A 14,864-nucleotide genomic window follows, 5' to 3' on the forward strand; every position below is an offset into this window, starting at 1 on the left:
GGAAGCCGGCCGCGAGATGGTGGCGATCCAACACCACAATCACATGGAACGCTGAACTTCATTCTGATTAAGACCGCCCACCACGTATGGCGAGCACAAATCCCATTACGTGGAGAACATTGAGCTCGGCTCCAACCCAGGGGTGCCGCAACCCGTGGCCCAACTCCCGACGATGGCCGCCCCTTCGGGATGTGTCCTCACCATCAATCCCTGTTCCAGACGGTGCCCCGGGCTTGGGACCCTGCCACTGACAGAGATTTCGTGTAAGACCGGCATCTTCCGCAATCTCTTGGAGGCATACAAAGCAGCTTGAGTTAGGAGCACATCATGGAAATTGAGACTTCAGTTTTGGAAGCCCCGGGCATGCTGGAAATACACGTCAATCACGCGGTTGAGGTCAACGATGCCCTCACGAAGGCCATTGACGTCGTGCATAAGGCCGCCGTGGAACACCGGACAGGGATCCTCGTAACACGGATAGACGCAGGCAGATACATTGTCCGCGCCCATCCAGCCGTCCCCTTCGGACTGATACGCCAACAGCATGAAAAAGAGTCAGCACCTAACCACCCCCAGGGCATTCCGAAGAATACCTGTCAGTGATCGCCGGTGGGACACGTTTGAACACCCCTACGAACTTGCCACTGAAGGCCCCTTAGGCCGCCCCTCGGTCCGGATACTCCGGATCGAACCAGACGCGAAAAACGCCTGATGTTACGAGAACGACACGAGCGGCACCGTGGACCACGGTAATTCCCGATAAATCCCCAACCCGGTCGCAGAGCGCGGGCACCTGGTTTGGGGCACAGCCCAACATGACCTGAGGGAGGCCATTAGGGTTGGTCAGACTTAGGATCGCTTTCCCTGCACAAACGACGGCTTGAAACACTTCTGAGACCGAAATTTGGACAGTTCTTATGCTGCTCAAACGGCCAGTGCCATTCGACGTTGGCGGCAGGGGCCAATCGCCGGTTCGGCCCAAGCACCCTGAGTTTTCAGAGTCGGGTCAGGCTCCGTACGCTTTGAACAACCAGCACCAGATTTGCTTTGCCGCACTGAGCTTCGTAGTCGCTCGTCCTGCTCCCCTCCGCCATCAAGCCCCTACGCCTCGTCTGCAATTCGGAAGTTACTCGGTGCCCCTCCCTTGGCCGGCCAGCCATTTAAATCAGATATAAGTGTGGACGATGTCCACACCTCCTTTGGCAGGACAAACCACGCGCCAACTCCCCAATTGGCAGGCAGGCGAGGTTCGGGTACGGGGCCAGCACCCAGAACCGGGAAGTCATGTTGCAAGGCCTGCCCGGAACCATGAATAGGTGTAGGCCAGCCCGGGTCTACACGACAGAACCGGAACGAGGAACCGCAGAAACCCCAACTCAGCAGGCGGAGGGCCCACCAGCCAGGGTCTTGAACCCGCCACCCACACACCTGAATAGGCTCAGCGGCAGCCAGGCCACAGCCCGCAAACCTAGCGTCAGAGGGACGCCCCCACAAGCCATGTCAACACGTTAAAGCAAAACCCCTCTAACGAGGGGGTATGTTGTGCCCGAGGTGGGACTCGAACCGGCTTCAAGCCCTTGAAAACACTGGAAACCCGCGGAAACATCCGGAAACCGGAGCAGTTTGACGGCTGTACAGGCCGATCCGGCGCGGAAAGTGTGGACATTGTCCACACCCCATTCGGGGCTGCTGAAGCACTACCGGGGGCATCAGATGCCTGTAAACCTGGGCGGGCAAGTCAGTTGTGCCAGCAGCGAGCCCACAACCAGCCTGAAACCAGACTACGCCGTCACGCGTCCTCTTGACGCTTAAGCAAATCAGCGTCATGACTCATAACAAAGCCAAGGCCCTCACTGATTTCACGCCGGCGCGCGCGGCGCTGCAGAACCAACTCTGCGCCCTGCAACAGAAGCGCGGGCTGGGACGCATATTCCCCGGCAGCCAACTTCTCCAGCCGCCGCTCGGGCTCCTCAGGGACACGGAGATTCATAACCACCGCTTCACGGTACCAAAACGGTACCCTTCCTGACACTGGCTGCCCGCACGCAAAGCTGTAACCGCCACTTCCATTCTTTCCCGGTCTTGTTTGTTCTACCGTCCTGGCCCTGCTCCTTTAAGCAGCCAGTGGTCCGCCATGCCTGTACTCCAATCCACTACACGACCACGCCTCATTCCAAGGGGCCTTCCCCCGTAAGTCATGCCGCATTGTCGCGCGGAGTCGATGGACAAGCAGAAGGACGAACTGCTTGTCATTCTGGTACTCCCCATGATCGCTGGGCGGGTCCTCCGCGCAACCAGGGCGCTACCGCGCCGACCCCGAAACCGAAAACTTTGCGCAACAAGGCGCATGCGCTCCGCATGGAAGTTTCCAGTCCCGGGGCCGGTCCCCCAAGTTGCACTCCGGCCCCTCGACCCAGCGGATGGTCCCCTACCAGAACGACGCCCATAACCAACAACCGCAGAAGAAACAGCAATCGCAGGGTGAAGGGAAACACGGGATCATGGAAAAGCTCACGCTCAAAACACCATCAGATGTCCTCAGCTTCATTGGGCACACCCTCGGCTTCTGGCCCCAGGAAAGCCTGGTGTGCATCACAATGAAAGACAACAGCATCGGAGCCACTCTCCGCATCGACCTCCCCCACCAACCGGGCCAGGAACTCTCCTACGCACAAACCGTCGCTCACTACCTCACCAGCGACACCACCGCCACGTCCATCCTCTTCGCCGTCTACACCAGCGAAACCAGCCAACCCGGGCAGGCCAGGCCGCAGGCCGGCACCATCGCGGCGCTCACCGGAGTCCTCGCAGAACAAGGCATCACCATCCGAGACGGTCTCTTCGTTGGCGGCGAAACCTTCTCCCCCTACGACGGCGAACCAGGCACCAACCTCGCCCTGCCCGTCAGCTCCACCGAAACCAGCGCGATCAACGCCGAATTCATCTACCGCGGCAGCTTCATCGAATCCACAGACCACATCACTCTTCCACCTGCCGGCCACGAAGCAGCGAAAGTGGCCGCCGTCAAAGACCACATGCATTCCATCGGGTCTCAAACCACCGAGACTGCCATCCTGCACGGGCGGGAACTCTGGGCCAACATGCTCGGCTCCGCGGACTTCCCCAGCGACGACGACTGCCACGCCCTCGTCGCGAACCTGCAATTCCCCGCCATCCGAGACAGACTCATAGCCGATATTCCAGGGATTGACGAACCCATGCAGCACATCCTGTTCGCCCAGACCACAGAGGCCCCGAAGTGGTCGCGCATTGAATGGGCACAACAACTCCTCCTCCACGCCTACACCCGCACCTCCCCCGAACACGCAGCACCAGTCCTCACCGCCATCGGCTACATCAACTGGTGGGAGGGCAAAGGCAGCAAAGCCCACCAATTCCTCCAACTCGCCCTCGACACCGACCCCGCCTACCGTCTCGCCCGCCTCAGCGACCAGATGGTCGGTTCCGGCATCGTCGCCGGCTGGAACATGAACAAAGACACCGCATACAAATCCCTGCCCTACGACCTTCCGTGAGGCACTTCAGGACTAGCCGAGTTGGCGCAGCTTAACAGAAGATCAATTATCGGCGTTCGAAAATGGGCGGGGGAGTGGCCGAAATGGGGCTGGTTCTGGCCTCGGACCGGGTGGTTTCTTCGCCCCAAATGCGGGATCAGAACTGGTCAGCCCGGGCCCGGTCGCTGTGGCGCGGGCGGGTGTGTCGGCTACATCGCGGGTGTGCTCGGCGACCACTTAACTCGCTGACAGCAGCCTGACGGCTTCGAAGAACTCCCGGATCTCCCGGCGGGGGTCGGCTTCCAGCCGGGACTCGCTGTCGAGCACCATCGTGTTGCGCCGCCCGCCATACTCTGGCCAGGCAAGGTGCTTCGTGTCAGGTGTTCCTACCTTCGCGAAGGCCGCCCATGCCCGGGTCATGGCATCGCTGAGGGACTGGGGCGCCTTGCCCTGGGTGAGGAAGGCGGATTCCGGCGCGTCCAGGTGCCGGAAGACGAACGGGATACCGAGGGCGTGGCAGGCTCCCAGCCTCCCGCCCATCGCCGGGCTGCGCCACGTGAACAGGTAAGCGAGGTTCTTTCCTGCGGCCTCCTGGCGGGCGGCCAGCAGGCGGTTGCTGGGCTGGCGGTAGAGGGAGTCGGCGATAGCCGCTTCCAGGAGTTCCTTGCCTCCCGGTTCCCTGCCCAACAGCCGGGTGAGCGCCTCCGCGTAGCCGGGGGCAGCCTCAGGCGGGACCCCGGCGCCGGACAGCACGGCGGCGGAACGGTCCGGGTAGTCCGGGTCAGCATCAGAGTCCGGGCGCATTTCGACGGCGAACGGGCCCTCGTTCAGGTTGGTGCCAATCAGCAGGTCAACCCCGCTGTTGACCCCGTTCCGGACCGCTTCCAGCGGTGGCACCGGCAGCGACGGCGTGCCCACCGTGGGCTGGAACGGCAGCGGAACCGCGAAGGACTCCGCGGCGGCACCCTGTTCCAGAGCGGTCTGGGCTTCCAGGAGCCGCTCCAACGGGAGGGTCGGCAGTTCCTTTGCTGAGGAGCCGTCCAGACCGCAAAGTTCAAGGAATGCGGCGCTGACCCGCGCGGAATCCTCCGGCAGGCGGTAGCGTTCGGCCGTGCCGCTTTGCATGATGGCCTCGGAAGAGCCCTTCCGAGGCCGGCATCCCCAGCAGGGTGCCGATGGCTGCGGCGCCTGCGGACTCGCCGAAAATGGTCACGTTGTGGGGGGTCGCCGCCGAAGGCGCCGATGTTGCGGCTGACCCCGCGCAGGGCTTCCAGCTGGTCCCGCAGGGCAAGGTTGGAGAGTCCTCGTAACCGGGCTCCAACAGATCCGCCAGGTGCAGGAAACCCAGCACACCCAGGCGGCAATTGATGGACACCAGCACTGCGCCCGCCGCAGCGGCGAGCCGGGCGCCGTCGTACATTGCATCGCTGTTGGCGCCCATGAGGTAGGCGCCGCCGTGGATCCATACCATCACCGGCCTGGCCGGCCCATCTGTTCCCGGGGTCCACATGTTCAGGTTGAGGCAGGCCTCTTCGCTCCAGGAGCGCGGTGTGGAGCCGGGAGGTGCGTGGGATTCGGGGTTCTGGGGCGCGGCCGGGCCGGGGCGGTGCAATCGAGCACTCCGGTCCAGGGCAAAGCCGGTACCGGCGGCCGGAAGCGGTTGGCTCCCGACGGCGGCTCCGCGTAGGGGATGCCCAAGAACCGGTGGACGGTGGTCCCGTCGATCTCAAGGGAGGTGCCGCGGATGGATCCTGCCGGGGTGGAGCGGCGTCATGTTCTTCGCTGTGGTTTGGCCGGCCAGGACCGGTGGGATCGTAGGCTGAGTGGCTTCAGTGGCGGTCATGTTGCCCTCCTCGAACGTGCAGGAACGCGAGTCACACCTTTGCGTTGGTCGCCGATGGTGTTCTCGATGGTCCCGATGCCTTCCACCGTCATGCGGACCGCGTCACCGGTTTTCAGCGGCGGCGGAGTCTTCGCGCCGTTCCGGCCCCAGAGCTCGGCCAGGCAGCCGCTGCCGCACGTGCCGGAGCCCAGCACATCGCCGGGCCGCACGACCGAGTCCTGCGAGGCATAGGCCACGAGTTCGGCGAACGGCCAGCCCATGTTGGAGAGCAGGTCCTGCCCGATGGCTTCGCCGTTGACTTGGACGGACATGGCGATGGGCAGGAAGCCCTCGGCATCGTGCCGGTCCTCGAACTCGTCCGCCGTGACAATCCAGGGGCCGAGCGTGTTGGCGAAGTCCTTGCCCTTGCAGGGGCCGAGGCTGACCTTCATTTCCCGGCGCTGCAGGTCTCGGGCCGACCAGTCGTTGAGCACTGTGTAGCCGAAGATGTGCCGGTGGGCCTCCTCCGCGGTCAGGTTCCTGCCGTCGCTGCCTGGAACGCGTCCGACGATGGCGGCGACTTCCGTCTCAAAGTCCAGATCCGTACAGCCCGCCGGAATCCCGATCACCTCGCCGGTGCCCGTCACGGTGTGCGGGTTCGTGAAGTAGAAGGTGGGTGCCTCGTACCATTCGGGCACCACGCCGGCCACGCCGTCGATGCTCTTCCGCACGCCTTCCACGTGTTCCTCAAACGCCACGAAGTCCCGGATGGTGGCGGGCTCCAGCGGGGCGAGCAGACGCACCTCCGCCAGAGGAACGGAAGGGGCGGAACTTACGGTTTCCCGGGCAACGCGCAGGGTTTCGTCGAGTCCGGCGTCGAGCAGTGTCTGGACGCCCTGGCCTGCTGGGAGGGAGTAGCAGTTTCCGCCGTCCACGAAGCCGGACTGTGTCCCGCCGTCGTGATTCCAACGGGCAATTTTGACCATGGGCGTGTTCCTTAGGCGTTGCGTCGGGCGGTCAGGGCGGCTGCCGCGGTGATGCCCAGGGTGCGTGCGTTGCCGCCCAAGACCTGGGTTTCGTCGTCGGCCGGGAGTCCGGCAGCCTGCACCTCGTCCACCGGGAGGTCCGATCCCATGTCGAACGGGTAGTCCGAGCCGAGCAGCACCTGCTCCGGGCCCGCGGAGGCCACGAGGGCCCGCAGTTCAGCGGGGCTGTGGACCAGCGAATCGAAGTACAGCTTCTTCAGGTAGGACGACGGCGGCTGGGCGCAGCCGTGGGCCTCCGGCCGGACCTTCCACGCGTGGTCCGAGCGGCCCAGCGTGGTGGGAAGGTAGCCGCCGCCGTGTGCTGCCACAACCTTGAGCTCCGGATGCCGGTCCAGGACCCCGCTGAAGATCAGGTGGGACAGGGCGACAGCGTTTTCGGCGGGCTGGGAGACGGTGTTGGCGAGGTAGAAGCGGTCCAGCCGCTCATCCAGCGAGCAGCCGAACGGGTGCAGGAACACCAGGGCGCCCAGTTCCTCGGCCCGGCTCCAGAACTGTTCCAACCTGGGGTCGGACAGCTCAACGGTGCTGCGCTCCGGGTCCTCGGGGGTGGCGGCGAACGAGCCGATCTCCACGCCCAGCAGGCCGCAGTCCACCACAGCGTGCTCCAGGGCTTCCACCATCAGAGCGGGGTGCTGGAGCGGGACCAGGCCCAGGCCGTTGAGCCGGTCCGGGGCGCGGTCCACGAACTCCCGCACCGCCTGGTTGGCGGACTTGGCCAGTTTGAGGGCCAGCTCCTCACCCGCAAAGTAGTAGAAGTGCGACGGCGACGGCGAGACCAGCTGCACATCCACGCCCTGGGCATCCATGTCCGCGAGCCGGCGGTCCAGGGCCGTCAGCTGCGGCCAGCGCTCCTTGATCATCTGGCCCGACGCGGCCATGGACTCCGGGCCGTTGCGCCGTACCTCCAGGGCCTGCTGGGCGCCGAAGCCCTCGGGATCCGCCTCGGCCACAAGCTGCTGCAAAGCTGGAAGCAGGATGTGGGCGTGGACATCCACGGTGGGCGCGTGAACAGAATCGGTGCTCATGCGGGTTCCTTCAGCATGGTGGACAGCGAGTTCATGAGGCCGGGCACGTTGGCGTCGCGGACGCCGTCGAGCATCCACTGGCCCAGCTGGACGGAGGCGGTGACTACTGCCTTGGCCCGGTCCAGCCGGCGGTCGGTGAATTCCTTCCACAGGGTTTCCGTGAGGTCGTCAGCCTGGATCAGCAGCTCAGCCAGCACAGCGGCATCCTCCAGCGCCATGGCTGCGCCCTGGGCGACCGTGGGCGGGCAGCTGTGCGCGGCGTCGCCGATGATCACGGTGCGGCCGCGGTTCCACGGGCCGTCGACGAGGTGGGTGGTGAACCAAGTGTAGTTGATGCGGGCGCTGTGGTCCAGGTTGGCGCCGATTTCCTTCCAAGGGCCGCCGTAGGCCGCGGCGAGTTCGGCCATGATGCGGGGCCCGTCCTCGTGCTTGCGCTCCTGTGCCTTCTCCACCAGGTAGGCGTAGATGGTGTCCGGGCCGGTGGGGCAGTAGCCGGCGATGAAGCAGGGACCGCCATAGGTGAGGTCGGTGCGGACTACCTCTTCGGGCCGCTCCACGAAGGCACGCCAGATGCCCATGCCGGTGGGCCGGGGTTCCACGTCGATGCCGATGGCCTTGCGCACGGCTGAGTGCAGGCCGTCGGCGCCGATCAGGAGGTCGTACGCTGCGCTGCCGCCGTCGGCGGTGCTCGCGGTGACGGATCCGCCGTCGTCCGTTATTGCGGTGACGGTCTTGCCGTAGCTGATCCGGGCGCCTGCCTGTTCGGCGCGTTCGCGGAGGATGGCGGTGAGGTCGGGGCGGTACATGCCCATGGTGGCGGGAAGGTCCCCGCCGCCGGTGCGGATGTCCTCGAGAACCGCGATGACGGTGCCGGCGGGGTCCGGGGCGCGGAGGCCGAGGGTGCTGAACCCGTAGCCCTTAGTCTCCACCTGGTCCCAGACGCCGAGCTGGCGGAGGACCCGCAGGGCGTTGCCTTGCAGGGTAATTCCGGATCCAAGGATCTGCGGGGCGTCCGCCTTTTCGAGGATTTCGACCTGGATTCCGGCGTCGGCCAGGAGGATGGCTGCGGTCAGTCCCGCGGCTCCGGCCCCGACGATTCCGACGTTCTGTACTGCTGCCATCGCTGACTCCTTTGTATTGACGGCGTTACTGCTGATTATGGTGCCCTGAGGCTCTGTTGTTTTCGTTGCGGAGGCTACCGCACGGCAATCGGGTTGACGGGCGAGCCCACCGCGCCGGTAATGGGAAGTGGAGCAGCCGTAAGCAGGAAGTCGTACCTGCCATCCGCTGTGCACGCTTCCGCCAGGCCGTCCGGATCCCACATCTCGCCAAGGAACAGGCCGAGGTTGGGGATGGCGATCTGGTGGAGCGGCTGGAAAGCGCCGTCGAACTCGTTGGGACGGACTTCGAAGCCCCACGTGTCCGTGGCGATCCCGGCAATTTCGGAGCTGTGGAGCCAGGGCGCGGTGCTGAAGGACAACCCGGGGGCTGAGCCGCCGGCGTAGTCGCCCCAGCCGTCGCGGCGGACCCTGGTGTGCTGCCCGGTGCGGATCACCACGATGTCGCCCCGGCCCACCCTGGAGCTGGGCCCCTGCAGGTCAATGGTCCGCTGGAGGTGCTCCGGGGTGATGGCGAAACCATCCGGCAGCTCGCCGTCGTCCCTGCCGAGCTCCGGTCCCAACGCGCGGCCGACATCGAGCAGGACGCCGCGGGTAACGATCTTTGCCGCAGCGGTTTCGATGCCGGTCACCAGGTCGCCTTCGGAGGTGACCACTTCCCCGGCGGCGCGGCCGTTCCAGGCCTTGCCCTGGTCGAAGATGTGTCCCAGCCCGTCCCACTGCGTGGAGCACTGAAGCGGCATGGCGATAACGTCGTCCGCGCCGCCGAAGCCGTGCGGGAATCCCTGGTTGCCCCGTTCGGCATCCACGCCGGTGTCGGTCATGGTGTGGACAGGGTTGGTGCGCCGGCGCCAGCCCTTCTGCGGTCCGTTGGTGTCGAACGGCTGGGACAGCGAGAACGCCTCGCCCGTCTTGACCAGGGCCGCGGCTTCGATCCGCTTGGCGGCGTCGATGAAGTTCAGGGTGCCCAGGACGTCGTCCTGGCCCCAACGGCCCCAGTTGTTGTGCGCTGCGGCCATGGCCCGGATGCTGCCGAGCGGATCCTCACGCCGGATCACCGGAGAATCGGTTGATTCCCCGGTGCCGGTGGTGCCCGCCGGAACGGTGTCCTGCGTGGTCACTGGATCTCGCCCTTGCAGTGGATGAGCTGGGTGCCCAGTCCCGTGATGGTGCCTTCCATGACGTCGCCGTCCTGGAGCAGCCGGCCCCAGTGAGCACCGTTGCCGGCCGGGCTGCCGGTGAGGACCAGGTCGCCCGGGCGCAGCGGCATGATCTGGGAGGCTTCGCTGACGAGCTTGGCGACGCCGAAGATCATGTCGGAGGTGGACTCGTCCTGCATGGCCTTGCCGTTGAGCTTCAGGGTCACCTGGACGTCCTGGGGGTCGCCGAAGAACTTGGCGGGCACCAGCAGCGGGCCGGTGGGCAGGAACCCGGGGGCGTTCTTGGCCCGGTACCAGTCCGAGCCGATGGCAGGCATGTCCTTGCGGAAGACGTATTCACGGGTGGTGATGTCGTTGACCATGGTGTAGCCGAACACGTAGTCCAAGGCCTCCTCCGGGGTGACCCGGAACGCCGTCCTGCCGATGACTGCCGCCAGCTCCAGCTCCCAGTCGTGGGATTGGGAATAGGCAGGCAGGGTGAGGTTGTCCGTGGCGGAGGCGATCGCCGTCGGGAGTCCGATGAAGAAGTACGGCGTGCCCTGGCCTGCTCGCTTATCCATCATGGCCGCCGTCTTCGCGCGCACTTCCTCCTCGTCCTGGCCCGGTTCGCGGTGTGCTGCGGCGAGGTCGATCACGTGCTTGCGGTAGTTCGCACCGGTCTGCAGGACCTGGGCAGGCTCCACCGGAGCGAGGACCTCGACGTCGGCCAACGCCAGGCCGGTGTCCCCGCCAGCGGAGGCGGCGAGGCTGTCCAGCTGGGCTTCGGTGGTGTCCCAGTGCTCGATGAGGGAGTTGATGTCCCCGTCCAGCGGCAGGACCCGGCCGTCCACCAGCAGGCCCGCCCGGGCCTTGCTGTCGCCGGCCTCCTGGAAGCGGATGAGAGAATAGGTTGCGTCAGTCATGGTGTCTTAACCCCGGCCCTGCTTGGCGTACGGGTTCAGGAGCGCTTCCTTCATCTCGGGGGAAGCACCTTCTTCGGTGGCAGTGAAGCCCTCGGCCGGCGGGAAGGATTCGGTCATGGAGTGCGGCATCGCGCCGTTCTTGTAGAAGTTGTTCGAACCGAGCGAGGGTTTCCAGGTGTTGGCGTCCCAGTCCGGGACGTAGTTGCGGTAGCCGCCGGAGTTGAGCTCCACCCGGAGGCCTGAGGGGTCACGGAAGTAGAGGAAGTTCTGCTCGCCCACGCCGTGGATGGAGGGGCCGTATTCCATCGGGGTGCCATTTTCCATCATGACGTCCGCGGTGCGGAGCAGGTCCTCGGTGGCGTCCACCCAGAAGGCGATGTGGTTGACGCGGCCGGCGCGGCTGGAGGTGTCCAGGACCACGCCGAGGTCGTGGGACTTTTCGTTGGTGGTCAGCACGGAGAACACGGTGATGGGTGCTTCGTCCAGGTCAACAAAGGCCATGACGCGGAAGCCGAGGGCCTCGTTGTACCACTTGGCGAAGCCGCGGACATCGGAAGCCGCCACGGTCACGTGGTCCAGGAAGCGGGGCGCGGCGGCGTGGCTGCTGCGGCGCTCCGGACGGTCAGGATAGGTGGACTCGAAGCCGGGCTCGGCCACGAACTTTTCCACGTCATAGAAGAGACGCATGTGGTGGCCGTAGGGGCCGGTGAATTCGTAGGCCTTGCCGTAACCGTGGCCACCGGCGGTCCAGGTGCCCTGCACGCCGGTCGCTTCGATACGCTTGGCTGCTGCTTCGAGGGCGGCCTGGGAGTTGGTGCGCCAAGCCATCCGGCCCAGGGACGCTTCGGGGCCTTCGGTGACCACCAGGCTGTAGCGGTAGTAGTCGCCCCAGCAGCGCAGGTAGACGTTGCCGTCCACGCGATCGATGATGCGCATGCCGAACTTTTCCTCGTAGAACCGTGCCGACGCTTCCACGTCCGGGGTGGTGATCTCGAGGTGGGCAAGATGGGAGAGGGGAGTTTCCACGCTGATTTCCTTCGCTGAGTTTCAAGGTGCAGTGCAATGCTTCCCTCAACTATCGGGATCTCGAATGATTTGAGGAAGAGCAACTTTGTTATGGGATGTATAAGCATCGCGAATACTTGCTACGGTGTGCTGGTGAAGAAACTGGACCTCAACCTGCTCCCCCTGCTTCAGGCTCTCCTCGAGTTCCGCAACGTTTCCAAGGCCGCCGACAGGCTGGGAATGAGTCAGCCCGCCATGAGTGCTGCTTTGGCCAAACTCCGTCGGCATTTCGACGACGAGCTTCTGGTCCGCACCGGTCGTAGCTATGCCCTGAGCGCCTTTGGGAACTCCTTGGTACCCATGGTGCATGAGGCGATGATTCAGATAGAGCGGGCAACGCGGTCTGAATCGGCCTTTAATCCATCGACCAGTGAGCGCTCCTTCGTCATCGCTGCTTCCGACTACGCAGCATCCCTCCTGGTCGGACCGTTGCGGAAAATCCTTCGCGACGAGGCTCCCAACGCGTCCGTGGACATCATCCCCACTTCAGAGTTGCGCCGGGACGTCACGGACTATGCCAAAATCGATCTGCTCGTCGGCCCGACGGGTTACAGCATGGCAGGGCAATCGAAGCAGCTCTTCAGGGATGACTTCGTAGCCCTGATCGACGGCCGCAGCCCGGTCCTGCAACGACCCAAACTGTTGTTGAGCGATCTGGCGGACCTGCCTCACGCCGTCGCCTATTTTGGGGACGGCATTCTCACACCGGCAGACAAGCTGTTTCGTACTCAGGGCATCGAACGGCAGATAGCCGCCATGGTGACCGGATTCCTCCCACTGCCTTCCTTGGTGGAGGACACCGACTTGGTTGCACTGGTACCGAGTATGCTGGCTGGCCGCGCCTGTCGAGGGACGAACCTGCAGATCCTGGTGTTCGACTCGCCGGCCTACCTCGTCGAGGCCATGTTCTGGCACCCGTCGAGAACTGACGAAGCATCCTCTTCCTGGCTAAGGTCCGTCCTGCAACGGGCCGGGGGTGAACTCCCGGGCTTGTTCCCCGCGGCGCCACACCCGGTGGAGATCCACGTTCCGCCACCCGCAGGTGACTAGGTGGGCAGTAATACTTGCCTATGCAGGGACTTTTACCCTGTAGTTCGTATGCAGGTCTGAGCATTGACGCGCCCACCCGCCGGTATAGCGGTGCGAAGCCCCGCTCGTCGTCACTATAGACGCGGGGGTACCAGTCAAGGTGGGGGCGGCGGGACTTCCCCTGCCCCCCGCTGACTTGCCCGCCCGCGTTCTCTTGGCATAGTATTCCTGACATTCGTCTTAGTCGGCCTTCTGTCGGCGTGGTTGTGCCGCCTTCCGGGTTTGGTGGCACGATCCGGGCTGGAAACCCAAGGACCTTTCTGAACTTTCGAAAGGACCCGTCATGTCCCCTCCCCCTCCCCCCCTTGTTCGTTGGCTCGCGCTGGGCCCGGGCACACCACCTCTTTCGTCCGCCCGACTGCGGTTGCTGATCTTGGCGTTGTTAGCTGTGTCGTTCCTCGGTGCACTCGACCACACCATCGTTTCGACCTCGCTGGCTACAGTCGCCGGCGAGCTCGGAGGCCTTGAGCACATGAGCTGGATCGTCGTGGGCTACACGCTCGCCAGCACCGTCCTTCTCCCCGTTCTGGGAGGACTTGGTGACCGAGTCGGACCGCGACTTTTGTTCCTGGTTGCCCTCGGTGCCTTTGTCGTATCGTCCTTTGCTTGTGGCCTGGCGCATGACATGACGCAACTTCTCATCGCTCGAGTACTGCAAGGTATGGGCGCAGCCGGCCTGCAACTGATGTCGCAGACAATCGTGGCCGAGGTTACAACACCGAGGCAGCGGCCCCGCTATCTTTCACTCATCGGCGCCGCTTTCCCCGTAGCGATTCTCATCGGGCCGCTCCTGGGGGGTCTGATCACCGACCACTGGGGCTGGCAGTGGGTGTTCTGGATCAACGTTCCAGTGGGGCTCGCCGCGCTCCTCCTGGCGGTCATCGCCGTCCCCCATATTGAACCGGCGGGGGGACGACGATTCGACCTGTTCGGCGCTCTCCTGCTCACTGCCGTCCTTGTGTCGGCTGTTCTCGCCGTGGGTTCGTTCAGCGCAGCAGAGCCTTCAGGGTGGATTGCCGTTGGAGTGGGTGCCGTCGCGCTGGGCGCGCTCGTCACCGTCGAGCGGGGCCAGAGCGCCCCCATCATCCCTGTGCGCATGTTCCGCGACCGCACCTTCGCTGCAGGCGTGGGACTGTCTGCGGTTATGGGTGCCGGTCTCATCTCCGCGACGGCCTACCTGCCCACCTATTTCCAGATGGCATACGGCGTCAGCGCGACACTCTCGGGCCTGGTACCCATCGCTACCGTATTTGGAATGCTGGTGAGCAACCTCCTGACAGGATGGCTCGTGTCCCGGACAGGCCGGTACCGCGCCTTCCCCATCGCCGGTACAGCCATGGGAGCTCTCGGACTTGGAACCATGTCCCTTCTCCCGCAGGGCGCACCCCTATGGCTGCCGGCGGCCATCATGGCGTTCGTCGGACTCGGCACGGGCGCATTCATGAGCCTCGCGGTCGCAATCGTGCAAAACGCCGCGCCTCGCAGCGAGCTCGGCGCCGCGACCGCAACCGCGGGCCTCAGTGGGCAGATAGGTTCAACCATCGGATCAGCCGTTGTGGGCGGCGTCATCGGATTCGGCGTCGCGGCACTCCTTCCGGCCGGACTAGACGCTCGTACCCTCACACCAGCGTCAGTTCACGCTGCCGATCCCGCTGTGCAATCCGCGGTCGCGGCCGTCTATCACAACGTTTTCTCGCCCGTCTTCCTCGCGTTGGCTGCAGTATACGTCCTGGGCTTGGTTGCAGCGTTGATGCTGCCCCATGGCAGCCTTTCGGACAAACCCGTGGCTACTTCCATCGAACCTGCCGATGAGGCACGGCAAGCAAAGGTGTGATGCCTAGTGGGTTGCGGCTGTCTTCCGCACCCACTGCGACCCATCAAGCACGTTTTGTATGGCGAGGAGCCCGAGGACGGGGAACCGAGAACTTCCAACCGTCGCCCCGGGTCCGCTCGGTTCAGGTTACCTGCGTATTCGTGCCTGATGAGCGATCTTCCAACTGCACCCATATCATCGCGAGTCGCCTGCTGCGCCGTCCAAGACGGGCTTACGGAATGCAGTTGCGATGAACGGATGCTCCCGCTCTTTTCGCAGTCGTTCTGGTTTTCAAGGGCTATGTCACCA

The 14,864-nt window shown here is 64.5% G+C and carries 11 protein-coding genes and 1 pseudogene; 4 read left to right on the top strand and 8 right to left on the bottom strand.

Going from position 1 to position 14,864, the window contains the following annotated elements; translation table 11 throughout:
• Nucleotides 1-327 precede the first annotated feature (327 nt).
• Together AC6JAM_RS20320 and AC6JAM_RS20325 are read left to right on the top strand one after the other, a co-directional pair.
• Complete coding sequence (locus AC6JAM_RS20320) at nucleotides 328-603, top strand: hypothetical protein (protein WP_497935745.1); 276 nt, start codon at nucleotides 328-330, stop codon at nucleotides 601-603.
• A 1,898-nt stretch (nucleotides 604-2,501) separates the two neighbouring features.
• Nucleotides 2,502-3,536, top strand: coding sequence for a DUF4192 domain-containing protein (locus tag AC6JAM_RS20325; RefSeq protein WP_497935746.1), 1,035 nt, complete (start codon nucleotides 2,502-2,504; stop codon nucleotides 3,534-3,536).
• Between the two features lie 216 nt (nucleotides 3,537-3,752).
• Here the strand turns inward: AC6JAM_RS20325 and AC6JAM_RS20330 are convergent, their stop codons facing one another.
• The 8 genes and pseudogenes from AC6JAM_RS20330 to AC6JAM_RS20365 all read right to left on the bottom strand — a co-directional run bounded on the left by AC6JAM_RS20330 (nucleotide 3,753) and on the right by AC6JAM_RS20365 (nucleotide 11,614).
• A complete protein-coding gene (locus AC6JAM_RS20330) occupies nucleotides 3,753-4,640 on the bottom strand; it encodes a carboxylesterase family protein (RefSeq protein WP_497935747.1) in 888 nt (295 codons plus the stop codon).
• Nucleotides 4,570-5,261: pseudogene (locus tag AC6JAM_RS20335) on the bottom strand (carboxylesterase family protein). Before AC6JAM_RS20335 ends, AC6JAM_RS20330 begins: the two are co-directional and overlap by 71 nt.
• Before the next feature lie 93 nt (nucleotides 5,262-5,354).
• Nucleotides 5,355-6,323, bottom strand: a complete 969-nt coding sequence (locus AC6JAM_RS20340; RefSeq protein WP_497935749.1) for a fumarylacetoacetate hydrolase family protein — start codon at nucleotides 6,321-6,323, stop codon at nucleotides 5,355-5,357.
• 11 nt (nucleotides 6,324-6,334) lie between these two features.
• A complete protein-coding gene (locus AC6JAM_RS20345; protein WP_497935752.1) occupies nucleotides 6,335-7,408 on the bottom strand; it encodes an amidohydrolase family protein in 1,074 nt (357 codons plus the stop codon).
• A complete protein-coding gene (locus AC6JAM_RS20350; protein ID WP_497935754.1) occupies nucleotides 7,405-8,529 on the bottom strand; it encodes an FAD-dependent oxidoreductase in 1,125 nt (374 codons plus the stop codon). The genes AC6JAM_RS20345 and AC6JAM_RS20350 overlap by 4 nt, the downstream gene beginning before the upstream one ends.
• A 74-nt stretch (nucleotides 8,530-8,603) precedes the next feature.
• Nucleotides 8,604-9,647, bottom strand: coding sequence for a cyclase family protein (locus AC6JAM_RS20355; protein WP_497935756.1), 1,044 nt, complete (start codon nucleotides 9,645-9,647; stop codon nucleotides 8,604-8,606).
• Nucleotides 9,644-10,588, bottom strand: a complete 945-nt coding sequence (locus tag AC6JAM_RS20360) for a fumarylacetoacetate hydrolase family protein (protein ID WP_497935757.1) — start codon at nucleotides 10,586-10,588, stop codon at nucleotides 9,644-9,646. The genes AC6JAM_RS20355 and AC6JAM_RS20360 overlap by 4 nt, the downstream gene beginning before the upstream one ends.
• A 6-nt stretch (nucleotides 10,589-10,594) precedes the next feature.
• The gene (locus tag AC6JAM_RS20365; RefSeq protein ID WP_497935759.1) at nucleotides 10,595-11,614 is read right to left on the bottom strand and encodes a VOC family protein; all 1,020 of its coding nucleotides are present in this window, start codon (nucleotides 11,612-11,614) and stop codon (nucleotides 10,595-10,597) included.
• A 132-nt stretch (nucleotides 11,615-11,746) separates the two neighbouring features.
• Here AC6JAM_RS20365 and AC6JAM_RS20370 point away from each other — a divergent pair, with 132 nt between their 5' ends.
• Both AC6JAM_RS20370 and AC6JAM_RS20375 read left to right on the top strand, forming a co-directional pair.
• The gene (locus AC6JAM_RS20370) at nucleotides 11,747-12,703 is read left to right on the top strand and encodes a LysR family transcriptional regulator (protein ID WP_497935761.1); all 957 of its coding nucleotides are present in this window, start codon (nucleotides 11,747-11,749) and stop codon (nucleotides 12,701-12,703) included.
• A 322-nt stretch (nucleotides 12,704-13,025) separates the two neighbouring features.
• A complete protein-coding gene (locus AC6JAM_RS20375; RefSeq protein WP_497935763.1) occupies nucleotides 13,026-14,576 on the top strand; it encodes an MDR family MFS transporter in 1,551 nt (516 codons plus the stop codon).
• Nucleotides 14,577-14,864 lie beyond the last annotated feature (288 nt).

It is taken from the genome of Arthrobacter sp. GmRoot5-12 (assembly GCF_059739365.1).